Raw genomic sequence first — 26629 nt, 5'->3', positions numbered from 1 at the left:
TAACTATTTATATATAAAATTATTGTTATGAAAACAATAGAATTAAAAAATGCATTTACTCTAGCTTCATTTTATGCAGTGAAAATGCATGCAGTTTTGTGTAGAACTAGATTCCAAACATTTAAAGGCAAGATTATCTCAAAGCTGTAAATATTTAGAATGTGAGCTTTGATCAAAAAAATTTTTTATAGCAATAATTGAGAATATTAATTTAGATAGATTAATATAATAAAAAAGGTAGCAAATCTAAATTTGCTACCTTTTTAGATGAAATGTTTATTAAAAATGTATTTTATTAGTCAATTAAGTTTTGTAAAAATTTAATTGTCATTCTAACACCTGCTCCACTTCCTCCATGAGGATTGTATCCCCATACACTTTCTACATATGCAGGTCCTGCTATATCAAAATGTATCCATTTTTCTTTGTTTTCATCATAAATAAAGTTATCTAAGAACATTCCTGCTGTTATTGCTCCACCGTATCTTGTATTTGCAACATTACAAATATCTGCAACTTCTGATTTAATTGCTTTTTTTAGATATCTATTAAAATCTAAAGTTGTTGCGTATTCTCCTGATTTAAGAGCACTTAATACTGCATTTCTTTTTAGGATTTCATTATTTCCCATAATTCCTGTTGTATATTGTCCAACTCCAACTACACAAGCACCTGTAAGCGTTGCATAATCAAAGATATAATCAATATCTTTTATTTCATCTTGGGCAAAACATAAACAATCAGCAAGAACCAGTCTTCCTTCTGCATCTGTATTTCGCACTTCTATTGTTTTACCATTTTTTGCTTTTAAAATATCATCAGGTTTATAAGCATTTCCACCTATCATATTTTCAACAGCACCCACAATTCCATGTACTTCAAAAGGAAGTCCAAGTTTTGCAATTGCCCAAAGTGTTGATAATACAGCACAACCACCTGATTTATCCATTTTCATTCCAACCATAGAATCAGATGGTTTTAAAGACAATCCACCTGAATCATATGTTAAACCTTTTCCAACTAAAACTATTTTTTTAGTAGCATTTTTTGGTTTATATGATAAATGAATAAGTTTTGATTCATGAATTGAAGCTCTTCCAACACTGTGCATTGCCATCATTTTATTTTTTTCTAAATATTTTTCACCATAAACTTCACAAGAAATATTTGCATCTTTTGCTAATTCTTGTGCAACTTCTGCCATGACAGATGGATAAAAATCAGCAGGGGCTGTGTTTACCATTGTTCTTGTTTTATTTACTGCTTTTGAGATGATTTTTGATTCTTTTAGAACTTTTTCTAATTCAGGTGTTTTTTCTTTTACTATTAAATTTAATTCTATTTTTTTATTTTCTTTTTCAGATTTATAATGAGTAAATTTATACTCACCTAATAAAGCACCTTCAACAAGTGCTTTTAGATTGTTTTCTAAAACTTCACATAGTTTTATTTTTGCACTTTTAAATTTTGTTGTTTGAAATTTTTTGATAGCTGTAGCAATTGCTATTGCTATTGAGTCATAATCATTTTCTTCAAAACCTACATAAATTTTTTTTGATTCTGCTAATAAAACACAAGATTCATCTTTTGCTTTAAAATCAAGTATTTCTAAAATCTCAGAGTCTTTTAAACCATCAAGAGTTTTTACAAGAACTATTTCTATATCAGAACTATTTTTTGCACTTTTTTCTACTAAATTAATCTTCATTTTTTCTACCTTTTTTATCTACTTTTTTTGTAGCTTTATTGAAATAATAAATTATACTTCCACCAAAAATCAATGCAATTGGAACAGCTAAATACCAGTGATCTTTAGCCCATTCTAAAACCTTTAGAATTTCATCTCCAAAATACCAAACAGGAACTATCGTTAATGCAGCCCAACACCAAGCTGAAATAAGATTGATAAGTGCAAACATTTTTGCACTATATCTTGTAAGTCCTATTGAAATAGGTATTATAGTTCTCATTCCATACATATATCTTTGAATAAAAATTATTGGCCAACCATACTTTTGTAATAAAAGATGAGCAAAGGCAAATTTTCTTCTTTGTCCTTTGAACTTTTTATGAACATAAGACTTATTGAATCTTCCAATATAAAAATATACCTGATCTCCCATAAAACCACCAAGACCAGCAACAAATATTGCAATATATAGATTCATATCTCCTGTATGAGATAATAAACCAGCCATAATAAGTCCTGCTTCACCCTCTAGCATTCCCCATGCAAATAATATTATATAACCATGTTTTTTTAATAAATAAACAAATTTTTCTTCAAACCCATCAACAGGTGCATTATATAAATTATATGCTAAATAAGAAAAAAATAATATCAAAAATACTGCAAATATCTTTCCAGAATAAGGTTGAATTTTCCTAAAAAGTTCTTTCATAACTCTCCTTATTCGTCAAAATTTAACAAACTCTTTGCTTGTATCATATCTTTATCTCCACGACCAGATAAGTTTATAATAACAATTTTTCCTTTTAATTTATCTTTTGCTTTCTTTAAATATGCAACTGCGTGAGCTGTTTCAAAAGCAGGAATAATACCCTCTTTTCTACTTAGCCATACAAAAGCATCCATAGCTTCAGCATCAGTTATCGAATCATATTGTACTGATTTATTATCTTTATGAAAAGAGTGTTCAGGTCCAATTCCTGGATAATCAAGCCCTGCACTAATAGAATGAGCTTCTAAAACTTGTCCATCTTCATCTTGAAGCAAATAAGAGCATTGACCATGTAAAACTCCAGGACTCCCTTTTTCAAGTGAACATCCATGTTTATCAGTGTCAAGCCCTAAGCCCCCTGCTTCTATTCCTATACAAGTAACACTAGCATCTTCTAAAAAGTGTGAGAACATACCAATAGCATTTGATCCACCACCAATACATGCAACAACATAATCAGGAAGTCTTCCCTCTTTTTCAAGTATTTGTTTTCTAGCTTCAAAGCCAATTACAGCTTGAAAATCTCGAACCATCATAGGATATGGATGAGGACCTGCAACTGTTCCTATTATATAAAAAGTATCCCTTGCGTTTGTAACCCAGTATCTAATAGCATCATTCATAGCATCTTTTAGTGTTTTACTTCCACTTTGAACAGCAATTACTTTAGCTCCTAAAAGCTTCATTCTAAATACATTTAACTCTTGTCTCTCAACATCTTTTGCACCCATAAATATAGTACATTCAAGTCCCATAAGTGCAGCTATTGTAGCAGTTGCAACACCATGTTGACCAGCTCCTGTTTCTGCTATAACTTTTGTTTTTCCTAATTTTTTTGCAAGTAAGCCTTGAGCTATAACGTTATTTACTTTATGAGCTCCTGTGTGGTTTAAATCTTCTCTTTTTAGATAAACTTTTGCACCTATTTCTTCACTTATATTTTTTGCAAGATAAAGAGGATTTTCTCGTCCTACATAATCTTTTAAAAGATAATTAACTTCAGCCCAGAACTCTTTGTCAAATCTATATTTTTTATATTCTATTTCTAATTCTTTTAAAACTGGCATCAATGTTTCAGGCACATACTGTCCACCAAAAATACCAAACTGACCTTTTTCATCTGGATCAAATATACTTGGTTTTGGAATATAATTACTCATATTTATTTTTCTCTTTTATATTGATTTATATTAAATTTCTAGTACAGAATATACAGGTGCAACTTCAGAGAGTTTTTTCGCACCATTTAAAATATGTATATTCATTAAAAAACACATTTCAACTAAATTTACATCTAGTTTTTTAATCAAAGTAGCCGCTGCAAAGGCAGTTCCACCACTTACTATAATATCATCTATTAATAAAACATTTACATTTTTTTGATTATTAAAAGCATCAAGATGAAGTTCAACTTCATCAAATCCATACTCTAATTCATATTTTTCACATACAGTTGTAGATGGTAACTTTCCTTTTTTTCGAACAGGCACAAAACCAACACCAAGTCTATCTGCAAGTGCAGCTCCAAATATAAAACCACGAGAATCAATACCTGCTATATAATCAAGATTATATGACTTATATCTATCTTCTAAATGATCCATTAAAAGTTTGAAAGCCTCTTTGTTATTTAATAAAGTTGTAATATCTTTGAAAACAATTCCAGCTTTTGGGAAATCTTTAATACTTCTAATTGAATCTAATAATATCTTTTTATCATTTTCATTTAACATCTTATTTTCACTCAAATTAAATCCTTATACTATACTTTGCGAAAAGTTAAATATTCTATCTAAATATTTATTATGATTTTATGATGTTTTTAAAATATTTAAGAATATATTAAATATAATAAATAAAATTATTAAAGGCTTACTATGCGCTATTTACTGCTATTGTTAATTATCATAAATCTATATTCGATAGAACTTCAAAAACCAAAAATATATGATAAGCAAAAACATGAAATAAAAGGCTGGATAATGAGTGAAAAACTAGATGGAATACGAGCGTATTGGGATGGGAAAGATTTATATACAAAAAATGGAAATAAAATATATGCGCCAATATGGTTCACAAAAGATTTTCCAAGCTTTGAATTAGATGGTGAATTATGGACCCAAAGAGATGACTTTGAAAATATTCAAAGCATAGTTTTAGATAAAATCCCCTCAGAAAAATGGAAAGAAATTACATACAATATCTTCGAAGTGCCAAATTCAAAGGGAAATTTCGAAGAAAGAGTATCAATAATAGAAAATTATCTAAAAGAAAGCCCAAATAAGCTCATAAAAATCATTCCTCAAATAAAATGTAAAAATCAAGAACATCTAGAAAAATATCTGCAAGAATTAATAAATAAAAAAGCAGAAGGCATCATAATAAAAAACCCAAATATAGACTATTTTTCTGGAAGAAGCAATGAAATTCTAAAGGTAAAAAAATTCGAAGATATGGAAGGACAAGTAATAGGACACAACTATAAAGATAAAAAATTCAGAAGCCTAAAAATAAAACTAGAAGATGGAGTAGTTTTTAATCTAGGTGGCGGTTTTTCTCATAAAGAAAGACTAAATCCACCAAAAACTGGAGATATAGTGACTTTTAAATACTATGGATTTACTAAAAATGATAAGCCAAAGTTTGCTTCTTTTTTGAGAGTTAGGAAAGAGGAATAGAAAATCAAATTAATTTTTTTTTGATATAATAAGTAAAATTTATGAAGGAATTTTTATGAAATCATATACTCTAGAAATCGAACAAGAAAATGTAGCTGAAAAAGTAATTTGGTTATTAAAACATTTTAAAGATGAAGGAATTACAATCAAAGAGAATTATTCTGTAAACCAAGAAGTAAAAAATAGCATTACACAAGCTGTTAATGAAATGAATATGATCAAAAAAGGAAAAATTGAAGCTAAACCTATAGAAGATTTACTTAATGCATTGTAATATACTTACTATCCCTGAATTTGATAAAAATGTTAAAAGAAATTAAATCAGATACCTAAATCTTCGAAAAGCTCGCTACAATCTTTATAAATCTGGATATTTTGTTCCTCTTTTATATTCTCTATTCTTTTTGTTAACTCTTCAGATGGGCTAACTGAAAGTTCTAAATAAAATTCTTTTTCCATTTTTTTATCCTTTTACCTAATAATTCTTTATTTATAAATGTCTTTCTTATGTGAAACTCTAAGAACTAAAATAACTAATCTTTCATTTCGTTTTTCATATATAACACTATATGTTCTTAGTCTCAATCTATAAAGGCCTTTAAATTCACCTTTTAAAGCTTTTATTTTTGTTGAATTAATTAACTCTCTTTCGTAATCTTCATCAAAATTATTGATAAAAATTTCTAGCTCATCTAAAATAAAGTTTTAATAAATTGAAGTCATAGTAGATTTTTTATAAAGAATCTCTACAAATTGATTTAAATCAAATGTAGAGTTCTTTTGAAGGGTTAAAAAAGAGAAATAGTATCAATACAACTCATAAGTAGTATTTTCTAACCCTGACGCTATTAATTTAACACATATATTAGCTGTCTTTGTATCATCAAGAGCTAATTCTAACGATTTATTTCCTTCATCTGATGTTTTTACCTCTAAAGACAGACATTCATTTTTATCAGTAATTTTTGTATCACTTAGAGTCCAATTAGTTTCGTTTACATTTATAGCATCACTTATTTTATCAATTTTTTGATTTAATAAATAATAACTTTGTATAGAAGAAACACTCGTAGAAATATCACGTTTTAAAGTAGAAACCAAAGCACTATCCTTTGTATCCAAATACTTAGGAACAGCAAAAGAAGCCACAATACCCAAAATAACAATAGCAAAAATCAATTCTAAAAGAGAAAATGCATTTTTCATAAATAATCCTTTTTAATAATATTAATAATTATTATAATGGATTGGTTCTTAAAATAAGATTATTTATTATTAAGTTGATGCTTAAATTCTGGAACTATTTCTTTTAATTTTGAGATTTTATCTTCACAAACTAATAGTTCATCTATTTTTGTATTTAATTCATCTATATCAAAATACGTAGAACTAGCAACTGTAATAGACTCATAATCTGTATTTTTATCACTATCGTTTATCAGTAACTCTTCATATAATTTTTCACCTGGTCTTAAACCACAAAATTCTATTGAGATATTATCTTTTCCACTTAATTCAATCATCTTTTTTGCTAAATCAACTATTTTAATAGGCTCACCCATATCAAGGATAAATATTTCACCACCTTTTCCAATACTTGCAGCTTGTAATACAAGCTCACAGGCTTCTGGTATTAACATAAAGTATCTAGTGATATCAGGATGAGTAACAGTGATATTTTGCCCTGATTCTATTTGTGCTTTAAATTTAGGGATTACACTTCCACTACTTCCTAAAACATTTCCAAATCGAACAGCTACGATTTCTGTTTTTCCACTTTTTACATTTTGTGCATATAGTTCACAAATTCTTTTTGTAGTTCCCATTACATTTGTAGGACGTACTGCTTTGTCTGTAGAGATAAGAACAAATTTTTCAACACCATATTCTATAGATAAATCTATACAGTTTTTAGTACCTATAATATTATTTGAAATACCTTCTAAGATATTATCTTCTACTAAAGGTACATGTTTATATGCAGCTGCATGAATCACGATATTTGGTTTATATTTTTTAAAAGTTGCTTCTAAAAACTCTGTTTTTCTAACTGTTTGCATCACAGATACTATATTTGCATCTTTTAACTCTTCTGTTATTTGATAAAGATTATATTCACTATGATCTAGTAAAATCAACTGCTTTGCTCCAAAAAGATTACATTGTCTACTGATTTCACTTCCTATACTTCCACCTGCACCTGTTATTAGAACTACTTTATCTTTTATAAAATTTTGTATTTTTTCTTTATCTAAGTCTTTTGGGTGTCGTGCAAGTAAATCTTCAACTCCAATGTCTTTTAACTCTTTAATTTTTCCACTTGATAAAGTATTTACAATTTTTATATCACTTATTTCCATCTCATTTAAAGCATCATATATCTCTAGTAATCTTTTTTGAGAATAATCTTTTGAAATAATAACCGCTTCAATACTCTTAGATTTTATAACTCTTTTTAAGTCATCAAAAGAGTAAACTTTTAGATTTAAAATATAAGTTCCAATAAGTAGTTCACTACCATCGACAATAGCTACAGGAGTGTATTCTAAATTTTTTTTATCATGAAGTAAACTACTGATTGAAGAATTCGCACCTATAATCAAAGTATTTTTGTATTTTGCATTTTTACCACTTTCTAAGATAATTCTTTTTGAAAGTCTAAGAAGGGAGATAAATACCAAAGACAACATAAAATCTATAATAATAATACTTCTAGCAAGAGGAAGCATATAATCTTTGAATATCAAAAATATAATAAAAAATAAACTATAAACTATAATGTGAGCTATTAAAATCTTTTTTATCTCATATAATGAAAAAAATCTCCACGCAGTTCTATATAATCTAAAATTTATAAAAACAAATATTTTTAGTAATAATAAAACTATAAAAATAAATGCAAAGTTATCTATAAAATTCAATGGTATTTGAAAATTAAATCTTAGATTATATGCGAAATACAATGTAAAGAGCGATATCAAAGTATCACTTAATAAAAAAAATAAGATTCTTTTTAATGGAGATGGAGTTAATAACAAAATAATCCTTATTTAATAAAGTTTAGTATTATAGTTAAATGGTGATGAAAAACTGTTAAAATTTAATAATTTTTTATCGCCATCAGAGAGTATTTCTAAGTCTTTTGGAATTTTCCAATCAATATCTAAATTTTCATCATCATATTTCACACCAATACTCTCACCTTCTGCAAAATATCTATCTATTTTTATCAAAACAACTGCATCTTCACTTAAAATAGAGAAACCATGTAAAAATCCTCTAGGAATAAAAAACTGCTTATGATTTTCGCAGCTTAGCTCAATAGCTATACTTTTTCCATAAGTTGGACTTCCTGTTCTAAAATCAACAGCAACATCTAGGATTTTTCCTTTTAATACACTAATAAGCTTTGATTGAGCATGATTTAGTGTATTTGTATGAAGTCCTCGTATAACACCATATTTACTATAAGATAGATTGTCTTGACAAAAATCAATATCAAATCCTAAGAAATCATTAAAAGATTCTTTTTTAAATGATTCATATACAAATCCTCTATTGTCTTCATTGATTTTTGGCTCACATAGTATCAGTTCTGGAATTTCTAGTCTTGAGTATTTCATATTAAAATTGCATTCTTTTCTATTTGTTTTTTTAGTAATGAATCTTTTGTATTATAATTCACTATATCTATTTTTAAATCAAAATCTTTTTTAAAAAGATTTACCAGAAATTTTATTTTATTTTTACGAAATTGAGTTGCAGTTAAATTTACATCAATTGCAATATCAATATCTCCACCTTTTTTCATATCATCAGTTCTACTTCCAAAAAGGTATATATTCACATTTCCAAAACTTTCATAAACAGCATCTTTTATTTTACCGATCACTATTTTTTCTAATCTCATTTCAAAATTTCTTTAGTATCACTTTGTTTCATAATATACCCGCATTAATAATAATTTTTGATACTGATTATATCATATGTATAATTATTCAAAAGCCTTTTTCCTATCAACAAATTTCATAGAAATATATAGCACTATCAATGCTAATAAAAAAGCCACAAAAATATTTGATACAAAATAAACTATAGCAAATAACACAAAGTTTAATCCTATAGAATAGTTAGTTACTTTGTAGTGACTCCATCCACTTTGAGTCAGTCTTTGATAAGCGTGTTTTTTATGGGCTTGGCTTAATTGTTCGCCATTTCTTTTTCTTCGAAGTAGGGTTAAGGTTGCATCAAACCAAAATACTCCAAAAAGGATAATCCAAATCCATAGATTACTTGATTCTTGATTTGCATAATAAAGTGTAAAGATAGCGATATTGTATCCAAGAAGTGTACTACCAACATCTCCCATAAATATCTTCGCTTTATTCCAATTCCAAAACAAGAATCCAAGAACTGCTACAGCTAAAACTGCAAAATGTGCTCCACCAAATAAAACAAATCCAGCAAGAGCTAAAAACACAGCTTCGCTTCCTGCATAACCATTTATTCCATCTAAAAAATTATAAAGATTTATAAACCAAACTATCATAAAAAATGCAAAAATATTTGTAATAATCTGATTTTCGATAACAAAAAAACCTAAATCAATCTGATTTAATCCACCAATAGCAAATATACCACCAACAGCAATCAAACTTTGAACAATAAGTCTTAGCTTTGGACTTAACTCATATATATCATCAAAAAAACTAACTATACTAATAACAGCACCAAATAGTAAAGCATAAAAAAGACTAGCTTCTATCTCACCCATAAAATAAAGATAACCTAAACCTAAAAACCAAGTCAAAGACAGTGCTATCCCTCCACCATGAGGAGTCGGAGTTGTGTGAGAACTTCTTTCATTTACACTGGCAACTAGTGACTTTTTTATCATGTAGTTTTTTATGAAATATGTAAGTAAAAATGAAAGAATTAGTAATATTATATATATCATTATATATCGTATTTATCTAAAAATTCAACAGTTTTATATATCTCTAATCCACAATCATAAAACTTATTGTCATTTGTGATTAGTACTTCGCATCCATTTTGTTTTGCACATAAACATTGTAGAACATCTTCTAAATCAAGACTATTTTCAAGTGATAAATTTGTTGCACTTTTGATGACATCTAAGCCAAAAGCCGATACATTCCAGTCAATAAATACTAAATTCTTAAAAAATATTAATATTTCTTTCTTATCTTTTAAAATATAATACAATGTAGTTAGCATATCTTCACTGATATATATATTACAATTATTTAATGCTAGATACTTCAAAAGTTTTAAAGATATTGTATGATTCATACGAGTTTCATCTATAATATCTGCCACTACATTAGTATCTAAATATATTTTACTATTGTGCATATTTTTCCTGAGCTATTTTTTCTCTTATCTCTCTTGATGTCAGATTATTAAATCTTTCATGAATTCTTCCTTTGCCTGCAAACTCTTCTATTCTGTCTAGTTTTTCTTGCATATTTTTTGCAATTTTTTCTTCCAAAAACGCCTTAAACTCATCTGCATACTTAGGAGATATAAAAAGACCTTTATATTCATGAGTCTTCTTATCTTCAACTTCCACATAATCATACCCATCTAAAATATTAGAATTTCTAGCTAATTCTCTCATTCCTACTTTCATTGTCATCTTATGCTCCTTATTGTATTTTGATATATTGTAGCATATCGTACATTAAACATTTAAAATTTACCATCCAACATTAACTTTATCCCATCTTCTACACTATAAGGATTGACTAAATTTAACTTCTCTTTTGTGATAGTATTATCCACTTCTAAACTTCCATAAAGTCTTTTATGGAATGATGGTTTTAATATCTTTAATAGACTTTCAAAAAATTACATAAATCATTGAACTATCTCTTCAAAAAGTTCTTTTACTTTTTGCATTTGTTTAATATCTAGAGTTGCTAGTTTTTCTATAAATCTATTATTATCAATAGCTCGGATATGTGTTAGAACTAAATCTGAGTCTTCTTTTAGTTTTTCTTTTTTATCTATTCTTATTCGTATAGGCTCTGCATCATCTACCAACTGGGTACTTAGAGGTATAACAATAGTAGTTGGGTAATCACTATGATTTAGTTCATCATTTTGATACACTAGTACTGGTCTTACTTTCCCCATTTCATTGTTTTTTTTTACAGGATTCAAATTTGCAAGCCAAATTTCACTTCTAGATACCATCATCAGAAATATCCTCAAAATCTTTGAACTCTTTTTTATCTATATTTTTTGTTTTTTCTACTGCACTTAAAATTCTTGATTTTTTATTTTCTTCTATATTTTGAGCATAGAAAGTTATAGCATCTCTTATCACGTCACTTTTTTTCTTATGAAGTATTTTTGAAACTCTATTTAGAGTATTTTCAAGATTGTCATCTAGTCGTACCGTTGCTACCATGAGTTATCCTTTTATATTTTATAATACAGTATTTTATCATACAATAATTAAAACTTAGTATTCTTTCTCTTTAATTCATAATTCGCCATTCAACATTAACTTTATCCCCTCTTCTACTGTATATGGATTTGATAGATTTAATTTCTTTTTTGTGATACTATTATCCACTTCCAAGCTTCCATAAAGTCGCTTGTTAAGTCATAATCTATTCATTATCATCTTTAATTTTTCTTCTATTTTATCTTCCATGAAATTTTCTTCTACATATTGTCTGCCATTATTTGAACATTTATCATATAGAATATCATCTTCTTTTAATTTTAAAATTGCATTTTTTAATTCTTCTTCATTTTCAGGCAAAATATTTAAACCGCAGCTTGATTTAACTACTGAATCATTTTTTAAATTAACAGCATGTACTATAGGTTTATTAGAATACATATACTCGTTTAATTTTACTGCTGATAATCCATAATTATATAATTTAATATCAGGATGACCTTTATACAAAATATTACATTGAGATAAAACATACATAGCTTGTTTTTTTTCTAACTTACCAAAAAACTTTGCATTTAGTATTTTTTTTTCTTTTACAAACTTTTTTAGTTCATCAAGTTGTGGCCCATCTCCAACCATCAAAAAATAGATATCTGTATTTTCTTTTAATAAATTAGCAGCTTTTAGAAGATTCATCACACTATTTGAATGACCAATACTTCCAACATATCCTACTATAAACTTATCTTTTGGTAAATCTATATCAAATGTTTCAAACGGGAATGGAACAAAAGGCTGAGGAAGGTATTCTATATTTTTATTTTTATATCCACTTTTATTTACAAATTCTTTTAAGTTATCAAGAGGAGTGACTATCATATCACTATATTTATATGCTTGAAGTTGTAAATATCTAAATACCATAACTAATGGATTATATTTACTCACACCATTTAGTATTTGCAAAGTAAGTGGCCATATATCTCTCTCTTCATATATAAATTTACTTTTAAAATAATTTTTAATTCTTATACCATTATAAATACTAAAAGGATGCGGAGAAGAAACCCAAACAATATCAGGCTTATCATCAAAATCTTTATAAATACTATTCAAATTCTTTGAAAACTCAAATATATTTTTTATTCTACCCAAGCCATTACCTTGATACTCTTTCGTATTTATCCACATGTATTTTATATTATCATGGATCTCTTCTTTATAAATATTTTCAATTTGAACTTCTTTTGTTTTAAGATGATTAAAAGATGATGCAAAAATAGTCACTTCATACCCTAAGTTTTTCAACATCTTTGCAATAGTATGGGCTCTTGTATGAAATCCATATCCATAAGGAAAAGCATAATGATTTATAATCCAAACTTGTTTTTTACTCATAAGATACTAACTCTTTTATAATATTATTACTAGCTTTACCACCACCGTATAAGTCTTTAGTCCATAGTTTGTGGTTTTTAGTTTTTAGACTATCAACTATCGACTTATAACTAGAAACTATTTTATATATATCTGCACCAACTAATGTATTTGCTCCACATTCTACAAGCTCTACCCATTCTGTTTCATCTCTTAATGTAATACATTGTTTTTCAAAAAAATATGCCTCTTTTTGAAGTCCTCCACTATCTGTCATAACAAAATCGCAATTATTTATTAGCCATACCATTTCAAGATAACCAACTGGATCTATAATCGTAAGATTTTGTATATTTAATTTTAAATTTTCTAAGATTTTTTTTGTTCTTGGATGAAGTGGTAAAATTACTTGTTTTTCTTTAGCTATTTCATTTAATGCTTCAAAAATACTTCTTAGTCTATTTTCATCATCTGTATTTTCAGCTCTATGAATAGTACAAAGTATAAAATCTTGTTTTATTTCAATATTTGGTTTTACTGCTAGATTTTTATAGAAAATTGCTCCATCTTGCATAACATCACCACTTTTCACTATCTTACAATCAAGATTTTCATATCCTTCATTTTTAAGATTTTGTATAGCTGTATCAGTTGGGCAAAATAAAATGTTACTTACTCTATCTGTAAGTATTCTATTTACTTCTTCTGGCATTTTCATATTGAAACTTCTAAGTCCTGCCTCTATATGAGCTAGTTTTATATGAAGTTTACTTGCTACTATTGCACCAGCTAGTGTAGAATTTGTATCTCCGTAAACCATAATCCAATCAGGATTTTCTTTTAAAGCTACTTCTTCAATTTTCTCTATCATCTGTCCAGTCATAGCACCATGAGATTTACCACCAATACCTAAAAAATAGTTTGGTTTAGGTATTTGCATTTCATCAAAAAATATATCACTCATATTTGAATCATAGTGTTGACCCGTATGAACTATGATTTCTTCTATTTCTTTATGTTTTGTAATTTCTCTTGAAACACTTCCTGATTTTATAAAATGAGGACATGACCCTAATATTGTTAGTATTTTTATCATTTTATTAATTCTCTATATAATTTAAATAATTTTTTCTCTTCAACAGTCCAATTATACTTTTCTAAAACTGCTTTTTTACCATTTTGTCCCATCTTTTCAGCTTCTTTTTGATGAGTAACAATATATTGTATAGCATCTGCAATTTCTTTTGGATCAAGTGGATTTACACATATTCCACATTGTGCATCATTAATTATCTCTTTCCAAAGTTTAATATCTGAAGATATTACAGGAAGTCCAGCCGCCATATACTCAAACATCTTCACAGGCAGTGCATCAAGATAATTTACAATAGGTCTAAGTGTTACAAGTCCAGCTTTTGATTGGCAATAGACTTTTGATACTCCATCTCTATCTAAAAAGCCAAGTTCATTTACTTTTTGCCATCCATCATAAGTTTTTACTTCCTCTTCTACATTTTTTTCTGCAAAAAAACCACCCAGATTTAGTCTAGCGCTATGGATAAACTCCATAGCTTTCACCATCTCTTTTATACCACGAACTTCTCCAATTCCACCTACATAACAAACTTCATCTTTTTTTTCACTCCATTGTGTATCATTTGAAAGTTCTCCCAAAATTGGGAAATTATTTATATCTATACTATTTTTATTTATCTTTAAAAATTTATCTTTTATATAAGGGGTTGCTGTGATAATATAGTCAAACTTTTTTAAACTATACTTTTCATAAACTTCAAAACCTTTTGAGAGTATTATCTTAGCAGCTTTATTTAGATATGGCTTTCCAAGTAACTGTTTTGGTAAATCCTCATGTGCATCAAATATCACTTTTTTACCAAGCTTTTTAAGCTTCAATCCTATTGGTATAAGTTCTGGATCATGAAGATGATATATATCACTATCTAACTCTTTTGCTTTTTGAAAAACTTTTTTTACAGTTCTTGTCATACGCGATATTCTACCACCAGTTTTTGCTCCGACATCTACTATATTTACACCATTTTTAACTTCATTGCCTTTACCATCAGCTACTACTAAACTAACTTCATAGTTTTCATTTTTTGCTAAAGAACTACACATTTTAAGAAATATTCTTGTGTCGTATCTGCCATGTGCAGATGTAAGATGGGTTATTTTAGTTTGCATATAAATTCCTATAAACATCAAGTAAAACTTTCTCTTGCTCTTCCCAATTATAAATAGTTTTGAGTTGTTGAATGTTAATTTTTAGTTCTTCTTTATCTAACTTCACAGCTTCTTCTATCGCTTTTTTTAATCCATCTGGTGTATTTTCTTTTGCTACTGTTCCTATATTATTTAATTCAACAAGTCTTTTCATCTCATAAAGATTAGATACTATAACAGGTAACTCAGCCATAAGATATTCAAACATCTTATTTGGTAAACAATAACGATAGCTTAAGCAAGTATCTTCAATAGTCGATATACCAAAATCAGCACTATTAGTATAGTCAAGTAATATATCAGGAGATACAGCTTTGTGAAAATATATATTGTTATACTCTTTTGATACTTCTTGTATCATACTTTCAAGTGGGCCATATCCCAAGAAAACTATAACTATATTTTCGTTATTTATACTTTTAAATGCTTCAAGAAGTATCTCTATACCTCTACCTTTTGAGAGTCCACCTTGATATAAAAATATAGTTTGATTTTCACCAATACCCGAAGTCTCTCTAAATATATTTTTCTTTTGTATCTCTTTGTATGGTGGGGTGTTTAAAACTAATGCAGGTTTTTTTATGTCATAAAGTTTTACATATTCATCTGCTATAGCATCACTTACTGTAATAACTTTATCTGAATATTTTATAAGTTTTTTTTCTAGCCACTTTACAAGCTTTTTTTGAATACCCTTGAGACCATTTAACTCTGTTTCATATTCATGTGCATCATAGACTATTTTTACATCACGATTGAAAAACTTTTTTATTATCACACCTATTGGAAGTGAATTTAGGTCGTTACAATGAATAATATCACTATTTTTATACTGTTTAACTACCCTATATATAAACTCAAAATATTTTAGAAGTTGTACTAGTTTATGCTTTGACCATCCACGACTTTTGAGTTTCACTCTATGTACAAGTATGTTTTGAACTTCTTCAAACTCTTTTAATGGTTCTTCATGTAGTGCCACTACTTGCACTTCATAACCAGCTTTTTGAAGTGATATATTTTCTTTTAAAACTCGACTATCGTTTTTAAAGTTGTTTAGTACTATTGATATTACTTTTTTCAAAGTTTAATTCCTTTCTATTTTTAAATACTATTGGTGGGAAAATTAATCCAAGTAAAAACCAAAATGGAATCCATGTGATAAAAGTTCCAAATGATGCTATAGCAAATATTCCTGCGAAAACTATTAAACTGTATAATGCAAATAAATTATTTACATAAAGATTATTACTATTTTTTAACTTTTCTTTGATAGCAATGAAAAGATATATAAAAAAGAGTATAAACCCAACCATGCCTAAATGTGTGAGAAGTGTAGCTATGAAACTGTGAGTATAAGTTCCTTCACCTGTTGTTAAAGCATCTACTGCCATATTTCCAAAAATTGGATTATAATCAAATTGAATAGTAAAATTATTCCATAACTCAAGTCTACTACTTATAGAACTTACTTCTCCAGAACCAAAACCAAATATTCTAAACTGATCCAAATCTATATCAAGGTAGTTTATCAATCCTACAAGTAAGACTAGTACTACAAAAAGAGAGATAAATATAGAACCAAAAAGCTTAGAACCAAGCTTGCTCAAAAAGATTTTTTTGATATTTAGCTTTATATAAGACAGCATATTTTCTGATTTTGTAAAGTTCATAAAAATATAAAATATAGTAGTAGCAAATAACAATCCACCTAGATTGACTAAAGTGTTATTTGAACCTATCATTTGAGAAAGTAGCATTCCTCCAATAGTCAGTAAACAATAAAGCCCAAACAATACAAAACTCATCAAAACTGAAATTTTACTTTTTTTAGCATACTTATTTACAAAAAGAAAAAATGCAGTCATAAATGAATATATAAAAAAACTTATAACCAAAAATGTTCCTGGTCTTTGATACATTCCATCCAAATCAGCTAACAAAAACAAGTCTGTTCTTACATTTTCCATAAGAGTTGCAAAGGTATCTAAAAAAAGTACTAAAAATAGAAAAGAAAAAGCAGTGTAAAAAAAGTTAAACATATTTAAAAATTGATTTGAGTTTAATATTTTCTCTTTGATATAAAGTAAATTAGTTGAAACTAAGCTACCAAGAATATAAAAAAGAATTATTCCACCACTAGTTGCGAGTAATAAAGCTTTTAAATCATTTGGACGATTTAAAGTAATATTTACAATAACATATGTAAAAAATAGTATTAAAAACAAAAATGATTTTTTGATATAAACATTTTGCTTTAGAAGTACTTCTAGTACAATCAAGAGACCACCAAGTAATACTGAAAAAGCCAATACAACTAAAGCAGGCGAACCTTCACCTATAAGTTTAATATTTGTGAATAGATATATAAGTAATGAACTTATCATCATAAAAAAAAGAGTGAATCTTGCTAAGACTATCATGCTAGTTAACTTTTGGTAATTTTTTTTCTACTAATTTATATGTTACTAATAAATTAATGAAATAAAATATACTATAAGAAATAGAAATACAATAAACTGTTAAAAAAAAGTAATTATTAATATATCCTAAATAAAAACTTAATAATGTAAATAATAGTAATATCATTTGCCCAATTAAATTTAAATGTTGCTTCTCTACAATATAAAAGGTATAAGTCAATGGACTAATACTAAATTTCAAAAAAAACATTGGTATTAAAATTTGTGCAATTTCACCAGATACTTTCCAATTTGAACCGAATATAAAAGTAACTATTTCTACTGCATATATAAATAAAATAAACGCAGGTAAAAAAGATATTAAGATTAATTTTTTTAATGTAATCAAATAAATATTTTTAAAACTTTTAAATTTTATATAATCTTCTGCTGCTTTTTGTTTAAAAACATCCCCTAAGGTTCTAGAAAGCAATATAATAGGTACATTCAATATTTTATTTATAAAAAAATAAAAACCTGCAATTGTAGAAGTAAATAGTATATTAAACAATATGTTACTAATTTGTAAAGACAAAACACTGAATAAATTTGATGGAATATCATATTTAGGAAATTTAATATATCTTCTTGCCATAGCAAATATTTTTAAGTTTTTAATCTCTTTTAGTTTATTTTTATCTTCATTCCATATTAACTTTCCTAAGATAGTTGTAGAAATACTTTGTCCTAAAACTTGTCCAATTATAAGTCCACTACTTCCAAGTCCACCAAATCCCATACCTAGATTTGCACTTGCTGTCGAGCCACTTTGCACTACTCTACTAGTTGCTAGTCTTTTGTACTGTTTTTTTCTATTTGACCAGTAGTTAAAACTTTGATAAATTCCTGTAAGTAATATAGTAACAGGTATAAAATAAAGCCAATTTGATATATCATGATTATTTAGTAAATTTGTGATTTGACTATTAAATATAAAAACTATTACTAGAGTTATAAAACTTATAAAAAAAGATATTAGCATTGAAAGTGCTACTATATTTATAGCATCACTATCTTTTTTAGGAAGCATTATTGCCATCTCATATCTTCCTGTTGCTATAACTGATACTATAGAAGCTATTGCTATATAAAGTGCAAACACTCCAAAATCTTCAGGAGTGTATATTCTGGTCAAAATAGGACTTATTGCTATAGGTATAGCCTGAGCTATAGTAGTTCCGGTCATAAGAGTCAAAACATTCCTTGAAAACTCTGATTTAGGTTTTAATTTATTTATCAACTACAAATTTCCAACAATATACTCAATCTCTTCATCAGTAACATAAGGATTCATAGGCAAAGACATAATCTCATCAGAAACAATTTCAGAGATAGGAAAGTCACCTTTTTTATATCCTAAGTATAAAAAACATTCTTGTAAATGTAAAGGCATTGGATAATGTACTGCTGTTGGTATTCCAGCTTCTTTTAGTCTATTTTGTACTTCATCTCTATTTTTTACTCGTACTGAATATTGTGCCCAAGCTGATGTAGCTTTTTCATCTATATATGGAAGAATTAGATTTGTTTTAGTTTCTAAAGCTTTTGTATATTTAAAAGCTACTTCTTGTCTTAATGCTAAATCTTTTGGATAATATTTTAGTTTTATATTTAAAATAGCTGCTTGAAGTGTATCAAGTCTTCCACCCATTCCAATATATTTATGATGGTATCTTTTTGATTGACCATGAAGTCTTAATGATTTCATTTTATTTGCTATTTTTTCATCATTTGTAAATACTGCTCCACCATCTCCATAACATCCAAGCGGTTTTGCAGGGAAAAATGAAGTTGTTGATATATCACCTAAATTTGAATCTGTTTTACCATTATAAGTACAACCAAAACTTTGTGCTCCATCAATAATAATTTTTAGATTATGCTTAGTTGCTATATCTTGAATTTTATCCATATCAGCTGCTTGTCCATAAAGTGATACAGGAATAATAGCTTTTGTTTTAGATGTTATTTTGTCTTCTATTTTATTTGGGTCAATATTGTAAGTTTTTTCATCGATATCTACAAATACAGGAGTTGCTCCTAAAAATGCTATTGTTTCAGCAGTTGCTATAAAAGTAAATGGAGTAGTTATCACTTCATCACCTGGTTTTATATCAAGTGCCATCATAGCAAGAAGTAGTGCATCTGTTCCATTACTACAAGTTACAGCATATTTTGCACCAGTAAAGTCTTCTAGTGATTTTTCCAACTCTTGTACTTCATTTCCCATAATAAAGTTACAATTTCTTGCTACTTTTAAAATTGCTTCTTCTATTTCATCTTTATAAAGATTATGTTGGTATTGTAAGTTTGCGAAATCTATCTTCATTTTTTACTCTTTATTAAAATCAAATTATCATTTTCTATTTTATACTTTGTATTATCAAAGCTATCAACAGCCATATTATTTTCATCAAATTTTAGTGTATTTCCAGCTTTTGAAACCCATCCTATTTGACGTGCAGGAACTCCTACCATAAGTGCATATGGCTTTACATCTTTGTTTACTACAGTTCCACTTCCTATAAGTGCATATTCACCAATAGTTACACCACAAACTATAGTGGCATTTGCACCAACTGAACAACCTTTTTTCATTATAGTTTTTTTAAACTCTTCACGTCTTACTATAAATGCTCTTGGATTTGTAACATTTGTAAATACCATAGAAGGTCCAAGAAAAACATCATCTTCTATTTCTACACCTTCATATATAGAGATATTATTTTGAACTTTTACACCGTTTCCAATATTTACTTTTGGACCAACTACACAATTCTGTCCAAAAGAACAGTTATCTCCAATATTTGAACCACCTAAGATATGTGAAAAATGCCATATTTTAGTATTATCACCTATTTTTACATTTTCATCTATAAATGAAGATTCATGTACAAAAAAATTTTCCATTATACTAGCACCTTTTTACAAAATGGATGATATTCACCTTGAAGTCCAAGAGGAGTAAGTTTTCGTATAACTGAAACAATATTTATAGAGTTTCTAGCTTCATCAAGACCAAATCCTCCACCATTTAAGATATGTTCATAAGATCTTGTATGTAAATCTGTAAATCCTTCCGAAAATTCAAATTCTTCACCATCAACAGTAATACTTCTAAATGTAGTTTTCCCAGTTGCTTTTATATCTTCAGGAATATAATTATAATTTACAGACAAGAACCATCTTACATTTGCATTTTTTAGTTTCATAAATCCAGCATTTGCATCTGCTTCTTTTAAATGAACAATATTTTCTTCAATAGGTCCAAATATCCAAGATAACATATCAAAGAAGTGAACACCTATATTTGATGCTATTCCTCCGGATTTAGCTTCATCCCCTTTCCAAGATACAAAGTACCATTTACCTCTTGAAGTAAGATACGTTAGATCAATATCATATATTTTATCTGGATTTTCTTCTAATTCTTTTGCTATTTTTTCTTTTAAAGCGATGATTGAATCATGAAGTCTTAATTGTAAAATATTATAAACTTTTTTACCTGTTTCTTCTTCAATAACTTTTAATTGATCAATATTATGAGGATTTAAAACCAATGGTTTTTCACAAATAGCATGTGCACCATTTTTTAAAGCAAATCTAATATGAGAATCATGTAAATAATTTGGAGTTGTAATTCCAATATATTCTATTTTTTTATTACCATCTCTATGCCATTTATCGACAAATCTATCAAATCTTTCAAATTCAGTAAAAAAATGAGCTTGTGGAAAGTTACTATCCATAATTCCAATTCCATCATATGGATCAAGAGCAGCAACTAAATCATTACCAGTTTCTTTTATAGCTTTCATGTGTCTTGGTGCTATATATCCAGAAGCACCTATAAGTGCAAAATTTTTTTTATTTGGCATTTTTTATAATCTCCAAGTTGGTTTTTCTACGATGCCTTTAACATCGATAATAATTGGCTCACCATTTGACATATTTTTATAATCATCAGTTGTAATTTCTTTAAATTTATCATGTCCAACAGCAACTATAATAGAATCATATTTTTTACTATTTAATGGTAGTTCATCTATAAAGTTAAGATGTTTTGTTTCTTTATCACTTCTATCTACCCAATAATCATATACTTCAACATTGCATTCGTATTCATTTAATTCTTTAATAATATCCATTACTTTAGAGTTTCTCATATCTGGGCAATTTTCTTTAAATGTTACTCCTAAAAGTAATATATTTGCATTTTTTAGTTTTTTATCAAATTTAACCATTTTTTTAATAGCTTTATCTGCTATTAATTTACTCATACCATTGTTTATTTGTCTAGCACCTAAGATAAGATTAGGCATATATCCTAAACTTTGAGCTTTATGTGTTAAATAATATGGATCAACACCTATACAGTGTCCACCAACTAATCCAGGAGTTAATTTAATAAAATTCCATTTAGTTCCTGCTGCTTCAATAACATCATGAGTATTAATATTCATAAGGTCAAAAATCATAGCAAGTTCATTTATAAGTGCTATGTTTACATCTCTTTGAGTATTTTCTATAACTTTTGCAGCTTCTGCTACTTTTATAGTAGGAGCTAAGTGTGTACCAGCTGTTATAATAGATTTATATAAGTTATCTACTTTTTTTGCAATTTCAGGAGTTGAACCTGAAGTAATTTTAAGTATCTTAGTAACTGTATGTTCTTTATCACCTGGATTAATTCTTTCAGGACTATATCCACAAAAAAATGTTTCATTAAATTTTAATCCAGAAAATTCTTCTAAAATAGGTACACAAACTTCTTCTGTAACACCTGGATAAACTGTAGATTCATAAATAACAATATCATCTTTTTTTAATATTTTTGCAATTGTTTCAGTTGATTTTACAATAGGTGTTAAATCTGGTTCATTGTTATCATCAATAGGAGTTGGAACGGTAACAATATAGATATTACAATCTTTAATATCTTCAACATTTAAAGTAAATTTCATTCCATTTTTTAATGATTCTTTAACTTGATTTTCTGTTAACTCTAAAGTTCTATCAAACCCTGAATTTAATTCATCAATTCTAGGTTTATTTATATCAAATCCTACAACTTCATATTTTTCACTAAATGCATGCGCTAAAGGTAAGCCCACGTACCCGAGTCCTATTATACATATTTTGTTATTCATATATTCTCCATTTTAATTAAGTATATACCCATCTGGATTATTACTTTGCCATTTCCAACTATCTGTACACATATCTTCGATAGTTTTTATTGCTTCCCAGTCTAAAACCTCTTTTGCAAAAGAAGGATTAGCATAGCACTTTGCTATGTCTCCTGCTCGTCTAGGCACTATTTTGTATGGTATTTTTTTATTACTTGCTTTTTCAAAAGCTTTTACCATATCAAGTACACTATATCCTGTACCTGTTCCTATATTTACTATTAGTGGTTTTTGATTTTGAAGTGAGATTTTATCGCTTCCTAGATAGTCTATGGCTTTTACATGTGCATCTGCTAAATCAACCACATGAATATAGTCTCGAACTCCTGTACCATCACTTGTATCATAGTCTCCACCAAATACACTCAAATACTCTCTTTTTCCTACAGCTGTTTGAGATATAAATGGCATTAGGTTGTTTGGTATTCCATTTGGGTCTTCGCCTATTGTGCCACTTTCATGAGCTCCAACTGGATTGAAGTATCTTAAAATTGCTATTTTAAAACTGTTATCACTGATATAAAGGTCATTTAAAATTCTCTCAATCATATATTTACTTGTTCCGTATGGATTTGTAGTGTTTCCAGTAGGATTTGACTCATTTAGTGGTGTGTAGTTTTTTGCATCTACTTCATTATATACGGTTGCTGAACTTGAAAATACTATTTTTTTACAACCGAAATCTTTCATAACTTCTAGTAGTCTTAGTGTTCCTACTACATTGTTGTCATAGTATGATAATGGATTTTCTACTGATTCACCTACTGCTTTTAATCCTGCAAAGTGAATTACTGAGTCAATACTGTATTTTTTAAATACTTTTTTTAAAGTTGCTGTATCTCGAATATCGCCTTGTTCGAAGATTATATCTTTTGAGATGATTTTAGAAACTCGTTTCAGAGATTCTTCTGAAGAGTTACAAAGATTATCATATACTATGAAATTATATCCAGCATTATGAAGTTCTATAAGTGTGTGTGAACCTATATATCCAGCACCGCCAGTGATTAAAATATTCATTTTTTACTTTTCTTTTCTAATACCATTAACAAACTGTATAAAAAACACCATAAAAATAGCCAATATAAATCCTGTTACAAATGCAACTACAACTATAAGTTTTTTCTTAGGTTTGATTGGATTATCATCTGTTAAAATATTTCCAACTATTTCTGTATTCTTAAAATTATGTGGTAAAGAAAGAGTTTCTAATAACTTTTTTCTTTCCAATAATTTATTTAAATCAATATTTGTAATATTTTCTTTTTGTTCAATTAAATCATATAGTTTTGATTTATTTGAAATTATTTCATTTGATATATCTCTTTTTTCCATCAATTTTAGTGCAGTTATTGAATAGTCTAATGTATTCATATTTTTCAAGGTTTCTATTACTGATTTCATTTGTTCTTCTAGATTTATTATATTTTGATCATATAATTCTATTTTTTTATTAATATTTACAATTTTATCAGTTTGAATATTTGAAATCAAAAGATCTATATTTTTTATTTCTAAATCATTTTTTTCTTTAACATCTTTTAATAGCTTTGAGTGAATAGCTTTTGTGTATGTAACTATTTCATTCAAACCTTTTATTCCAAGATCATTTGAAGTTGATTCTGAAGAAACTTCAATAAAATTTTTCAAGCCTTTTGAAAGATTGATTTTTGTAATTTCGAATTCTTTATCTTTTTCATTTTCTTTCAAATCTATAAAAATCATTGAAAGCTTTTTAGATAATTCATTTGCATCATCTAAATTTTTAGTTTCAATAGTAGTTTGCCCTTGCTCATTTACAATTTCTGTTTTATAACTACCTATTTCGAGTAAAGCTTTTACTTCGTATATTGGTGTTTTGATACTTACATAAACTATAGCTAACAAAGTAACCACTAAAGTAAAAACTAAGATAAATATTCTTCTATCCCAAATAGTTTTAAATAAATCTCTTAAATCAATCTCTTCTTCAACATATACTTTTTCTTCCAATTTTCACACCTTATATTTTATCTTATAATTATACCAATCAAATGACTCTCAAATGACTCTTTTTTGAAATTTTTGTTAAATTCTTTTAAAATTCGTAAAATCTTAGATAACTTTTATATCATTATTGTAGATATTTTTCATAAAAGTTGAAGATTTTAACTAAAAATAGATAAATAACTACTTTTGATACTAATTATACTTCTCTAAATACCACTCAATAGTAAGTAAAATCCCACTATCAAAGTTCTCATCAGCTTTCCAACCAAGCTCATTTTCTAACTTAGTTGCATCAATAGCATATCGTCTATCATGTCCTGCTCTGTCTTCAACAAAAGTTATTAAACTTTTGTATGAAGACAATGTTGAATTTTGAGTTTTGAATTTTGAATTATTTTTGATTGGATATTTTTTATCAAGTATTTCACATATTGTATTTACTATTTGTAAATTTGTTCTTTCATTTCTTCCACCAATATTATAAGTCTCACCTGTTTTTCCTGTATGGTAAACTACATCTATACCTTTACAATGATCTAGTACATATAACCAATCTCTTATATTCTTTCCATCACCATAGATTGGAATTGGATTTCCTTTTAATGCATTTCTTATAATTGTTGGAATTAGTTTTTCATCATGTTGTTTTGGTCCATAGTTATTAGAACAGTTTGTAATTACTGTATTCATTCCATATGTTTCATTATAAGCTCTTATAATCATATCACTTGATGCTTTAGAAGCTGAGTATGGAGAGTTTGGAGCGTAAGGTGTAGTTTCAGTAAAAAGATCTGTTGGATCTAAAGAAAGTGTTCCATATACTTCATCTGTTGAGATATGATGGAATCTTGGTAATGTTGAATTTTGAGTTTTGAATTTTGAATGATATTGATTTGGTCCAGTCATCCAATACTTATATGCAACATCAATTAACGTAAAAGTACCTGTTACATTTGTTTGTACAAACACACCTGGGTTTTTAATAGAGTTATCTACATGAGATTCTGCTGCAAAATGTATTACACCATTTATATCATATTCAGTAAAAATAAATTCTACTAATTCTCTATTACAGATATCACCTTTTATAAATTTATATCTTGGATTATTTTCACACTCTTTTAGGTTATCTAGAGTTCCTGCGTATGTTAGAAGGTCTAGGTTTATTAGATTATATTCTGGATATTTATTTAGGAAATATGGCACGAAGTTTGAACCTATAAATCCTGCTGTTCCTGTTAGTAGTATGTTTTTTGTTTTAGTTGTTTGCATTTATGTTCTCTCTAAATGGGTTTATTATAGTTAATTTATTTTCTATTATTAGATTATTTTGCATATCTTCACTGAAAAGTATTTTACAGTTATTTTCTAATGCTGTTGCAATTATTAAAGCATCATAATATTGTAAATTATACTTATTTTTCAACTGTATAGCTTTCACTTGTGTATCAAGATTAAAATCATAAGTATTTACTATTTTAGATATTTCTATTATTGTATTTTCAACTTGATATGATTCTAGTTTGAATTTTTTAAATAAAATATTAGTCATTTCATTTATAACTTGCTTAGATATAAATAAACTATCATATCTTTCAAACAACGATCTAGCAATAGTTTGCTTTTCTATTTCACTATTTGAATAACAATATATAATAATATCTGTATCTAAAAATATTTTATCTTTCATTTGCCTCTTCTCTACTAAATTTAAAATTTGTTGTGTCTATAGAAATAGCATTAAATAAAAAATTTCTGAAAATTTTGATTGAAATTTGACCCACTTTTT

General features: G+C 27.5%; 31 protein-coding genes. 2 read left to right on the top strand and 29 right to left on the bottom strand.

Annotated features, from left to right (window positions below; genetic code table 11):
* Window positions 1–295 precede the first annotated feature (295 nt).
* The 4 genes from AACT_RS04930 to AACT_RS04915 are packed head-to-tail and all read right to left on the bottom strand — an operon-like array spanning window position 296 to window position 4195.
* Complete coding sequence (locus AACT_RS04930; RefSeq protein WP_172125504.1) at window positions 296–1708, bottom strand: leucyl aminopeptidase; 1413 nt, start codon at window positions 1706–1708, stop codon at window positions 296–298.
* A complete protein-coding gene (locus AACT_RS04925) occupies window positions 1698–2402 on the bottom strand; it encodes a DedA family protein (RefSeq protein WP_172125502.1) in 705 nt (234 codons plus the stop codon). Before AACT_RS04925 ends, AACT_RS04930 begins: the two co-directional genes overlap by 11 nt.
* An 8-nt stretch (window positions 2403–2410) precedes the next feature.
* Window positions 2411–3622, bottom strand: coding sequence for a tryptophan synthase subunit beta (gene trpB, locus AACT_RS04920; RefSeq protein ID WP_172125500.1), 1212 nt, complete (start codon window positions 3620–3622; stop codon window positions 2411–2413).
* 30 nt (window positions 3623–3652) lie between these two features.
* Window positions 3653–4195: an adenine phosphoribosyltransferase gene (locus AACT_RS04915; protein WP_172128549.1), complete on the bottom strand. Its 543-nt coding sequence runs from the start codon at window positions 4193–4195 to the stop codon at window positions 3653–3655.
* 144 nt (window positions 4196–4339) lie between these two features.
* Here AACT_RS04915 and AACT_RS04910 point away from each other — a divergent pair, with 144 nt between their 5' ends.
* Together AACT_RS04910 and AACT_RS04905 are read left to right on the top strand one after the other, a co-directional pair.
* Entirely contained in the window at window positions 4340–5140 is an 801-nt protein-coding gene (locus AACT_RS04910) for a DNA ligase (RefSeq protein ID WP_172125498.1), read from the top strand.
* Between the two features lie 55 nt (window positions 5141–5195).
* Window positions 5196–5414: a hypothetical protein gene (locus tag AACT_RS04905; protein WP_172125496.1), complete on the top strand. Its 219-nt coding sequence runs from the start codon at window positions 5196–5198 to the stop codon at window positions 5412–5414.
* Window positions 5415–5461: 47 nt separating this feature from the next.
* Here AACT_RS04905 and AACT_RS04900 read toward each other — a convergent pair whose 3' ends face one another.
* The 25 genes from AACT_RS04900 to AACT_RS04780 form a co-directional block, all read right to left on the bottom strand.
* The gene (locus AACT_RS04900; RefSeq protein ID WP_172125494.1) at window positions 5462–5599 is read right to left on the bottom strand and encodes a hypothetical protein; all 138 of its coding nucleotides are present in this window, start codon (window positions 5597–5599) and stop codon (window positions 5462–5464) included.
* A gap of 27 nt (window positions 5600–5626) precedes the next feature.
* Window positions 5627–5764, bottom strand: coding sequence for a type II toxin-antitoxin system RelE family toxin (locus AACT_RS15710; RefSeq protein WP_430385341.1), 138 nt, complete (start codon window positions 5762–5764; stop codon window positions 5627–5629).
* Between the two features lie 183 nt (window positions 5765–5947).
* Window positions 5948–6346: a type II secretion system protein gene (locus tag AACT_RS04890; RefSeq protein ID WP_172125490.1), complete on the bottom strand. Its 399-nt coding sequence runs from the start codon at window positions 6344–6346 to the stop codon at window positions 5948–5950.
* 59 nt (window positions 6347–6405) lie between these two features.
* Window positions 6406–8184: a polysaccharide biosynthesis protein gene (locus tag AACT_RS04885; RefSeq protein ID WP_272953570.1), complete on the bottom strand. Its 1779-nt coding sequence runs from the start codon at window positions 8182–8184 to the stop codon at window positions 6406–6408.
* A gap of 6 nt (window positions 8185–8190) precedes the next feature.
* Window positions 8191–8763 carry a dTDP-4-dehydrorhamnose 3,5-epimerase gene (rfbC, locus tag AACT_RS04880; RefSeq protein ID WP_172125488.1) on the bottom strand — a complete coding sequence of 191 codons (573 nt, stop codon included), beginning with the start codon at window positions 8761–8763 and terminating at the stop codon, window positions 8191–8193.
* Window positions 8760–9050 (bottom strand): nucleotidyltransferase family protein, encoded by a 291-nt coding sequence (locus AACT_RS04875; RefSeq protein ID WP_172125486.1) that lies wholly within the window; start codon window positions 9048–9050, stop codon window positions 8760–8762. The genes rfbC and AACT_RS04875 overlap by 4 nt, the downstream gene beginning before the upstream one ends.
* Before the next feature lie 84 nt (window positions 9051–9134).
* On the bottom strand, window positions 9135–10097 hold the full coding sequence (locus AACT_RS04870; protein ID WP_172125484.1) for an MraY family glycosyltransferase: 963 nt from the start codon (window positions 10095–10097) through the stop codon (window positions 9135–9137).
* The gene (locus AACT_RS04865; RefSeq protein ID WP_172125482.1) at window positions 10097–10519 is read right to left on the bottom strand and encodes a type II toxin-antitoxin system VapC family toxin; all 423 of its coding nucleotides are present in this window, start codon (window positions 10517–10519) and stop codon (window positions 10097–10099) included. Before AACT_RS04865 ends, AACT_RS04870 begins: the two co-directional genes overlap by 1 nt.
* Entirely contained in the window at window positions 10509–10802 is a 294-nt protein-coding gene (locus AACT_RS04860; RefSeq protein WP_172125480.1) for a hypothetical protein, read from the bottom strand. The genes AACT_RS04865 and AACT_RS04860 overlap by 11 nt, the downstream gene beginning before the upstream one ends.
* Window positions 10803–11023: 221 nt before the next feature.
* Window positions 11024–11365 carry a type II toxin-antitoxin system PemK/MazF family toxin gene (locus AACT_RS04855; RefSeq protein ID WP_172125478.1) on the bottom strand — a complete coding sequence of 114 codons (342 nt, stop codon included), beginning with the start codon at window positions 11363–11365 and terminating at the stop codon, window positions 11024–11026.
* Window positions 11352–11579, bottom strand: coding sequence for a ribbon-helix-helix domain-containing protein (locus AACT_RS04850; protein ID WP_172125476.1), 228 nt, complete (start codon window positions 11577–11579; stop codon window positions 11352–11354). Before AACT_RS04850 ends, AACT_RS04855 begins: the two co-directional genes overlap by 14 nt.
* Before the next feature lie 198 nt (window positions 11580–11777).
* A complete protein-coding gene (locus AACT_RS04845) occupies window positions 11778–12977 on the bottom strand; it encodes a glycosyltransferase family 4 protein (RefSeq protein ID WP_172125474.1) in 1200 nt (399 codons plus the stop codon).
* Complete coding sequence (wecB, locus tag AACT_RS04840) at window positions 12970–14052, bottom strand: non-hydrolyzing UDP-N-acetylglucosamine 2-epimerase (RefSeq protein WP_172125472.1); 1083 nt, start codon at window positions 14050–14052, stop codon at window positions 12970–12972. Before wecB ends, AACT_RS04845 begins: the two co-directional genes overlap by 8 nt.
* Window positions 14049–15161, bottom strand: coding sequence for a glycosyltransferase family 4 protein (locus tag AACT_RS04835; RefSeq protein ID WP_172125470.1), 1113 nt, complete (start codon window positions 15159–15161; stop codon window positions 14049–14051). The genes wecB and AACT_RS04835 overlap by 4 nt, the downstream gene beginning before the upstream one ends.
* Entirely contained in the window at window positions 15151–16284 is a 1134-nt protein-coding gene (locus tag AACT_RS04830) for a glycosyltransferase family 4 protein (protein ID WP_172125468.1), read from the bottom strand. Before AACT_RS04830 ends, AACT_RS04835 begins: the two co-directional genes overlap by 11 nt.
* The gene (locus AACT_RS04825; RefSeq protein WP_172125466.1) at window positions 16247–17623 is read right to left on the bottom strand and encodes a hypothetical protein; all 1377 of its coding nucleotides are present in this window, start codon (window positions 17621–17623) and stop codon (window positions 16247–16249) included. The genes AACT_RS04830 and AACT_RS04825 overlap by 38 nt, the downstream gene beginning before the upstream one ends.
* A gap of 1 nt (window position 17624) precedes the next feature.
* Window positions 17625–18857: a lipopolysaccharide biosynthesis protein gene (locus tag AACT_RS04820; RefSeq protein ID WP_228720540.1), complete on the bottom strand. Its 1233-nt coding sequence runs from the start codon at window positions 18855–18857 to the stop codon at window positions 17625–17627.
* Window positions 18858–18902: 45 nt separating this feature from the next.
* Entirely contained in the window at window positions 18903–19991 is a 1089-nt protein-coding gene (locus tag AACT_RS04815) for a DegT/DnrJ/EryC1/StrS family aminotransferase (RefSeq protein ID WP_172125464.1), read from the bottom strand.
* On the bottom strand, window positions 19988–20572 hold the full coding sequence (locus tag AACT_RS04810) for an acyltransferase (protein WP_172125462.1): 585 nt from the start codon (window positions 20570–20572) through the stop codon (window positions 19988–19990). The genes AACT_RS04815 and AACT_RS04810 overlap by 4 nt, the downstream gene beginning before the upstream one ends.
* Window positions 20572–21540: a Gfo/Idh/MocA family oxidoreductase gene (locus tag AACT_RS04805; protein WP_172125460.1), complete on the bottom strand. Its 969-nt coding sequence runs from the start codon at window positions 21538–21540 to the stop codon at window positions 20572–20574. The genes AACT_RS04810 and AACT_RS04805 overlap by 1 nt, the downstream gene beginning before the upstream one ends.
* A gap of 3 nt (window positions 21541–21543) precedes the next feature.
* Window positions 21544–22812, bottom strand: coding sequence for a nucleotide sugar dehydrogenase (locus AACT_RS04800; protein ID WP_172125458.1), 1269 nt, complete (start codon window positions 22810–22812; stop codon window positions 21544–21546).
* A 12-nt stretch (window positions 22813–22824) separates the two neighbouring features.
* Window positions 22825–23871 (bottom strand): UDP-glucose 4-epimerase GalE, encoded by a 1047-nt coding sequence (gene galE, locus AACT_RS04795; RefSeq protein WP_172125456.1) that lies wholly within the window; start codon window positions 23869–23871, stop codon window positions 22825–22827.
* 3 nt (window positions 23872–23874) lie between these two features.
* On the bottom strand, window positions 23875–24843 hold the full coding sequence (locus AACT_RS04790; RefSeq protein ID WP_172125454.1) for a Wzz/FepE/Etk N-terminal domain-containing protein: 969 nt from the start codon (window positions 24841–24843) through the stop codon (window positions 23875–23877).
* A 189-nt stretch (window positions 24844–25032) separates the two neighbouring features.
* Complete coding sequence (gene rfbB / locus AACT_RS04785) at window positions 25033–26112, bottom strand: dTDP-glucose 4,6-dehydratase (RefSeq protein ID WP_172125453.1); 1080 nt, start codon at window positions 26110–26112, stop codon at window positions 25033–25035.
* Complete coding sequence (locus tag AACT_RS04780; RefSeq protein ID WP_172125451.1) at window positions 26099–26530, bottom strand: PIN domain-containing protein; 432 nt, start codon at window positions 26528–26530, stop codon at window positions 26099–26101. Before AACT_RS04780 ends, rfbB begins: the two co-directional genes overlap by 14 nt.
* Window positions 26531–26629 lie beyond the last annotated feature (99 nt).

The organism is Arcobacter acticola (assembly GCF_013177675.1).
Lineage (GTDB): Bacteria > Campylobacterota > Campylobacteria > Campylobacterales > Arcobacteraceae > Aliarcobacter > Aliarcobacter acticola.
Note: the sequence above shows the minus strand (reverse complement) of the source record. Positions and strands in the feature narration are given on the sequence as shown.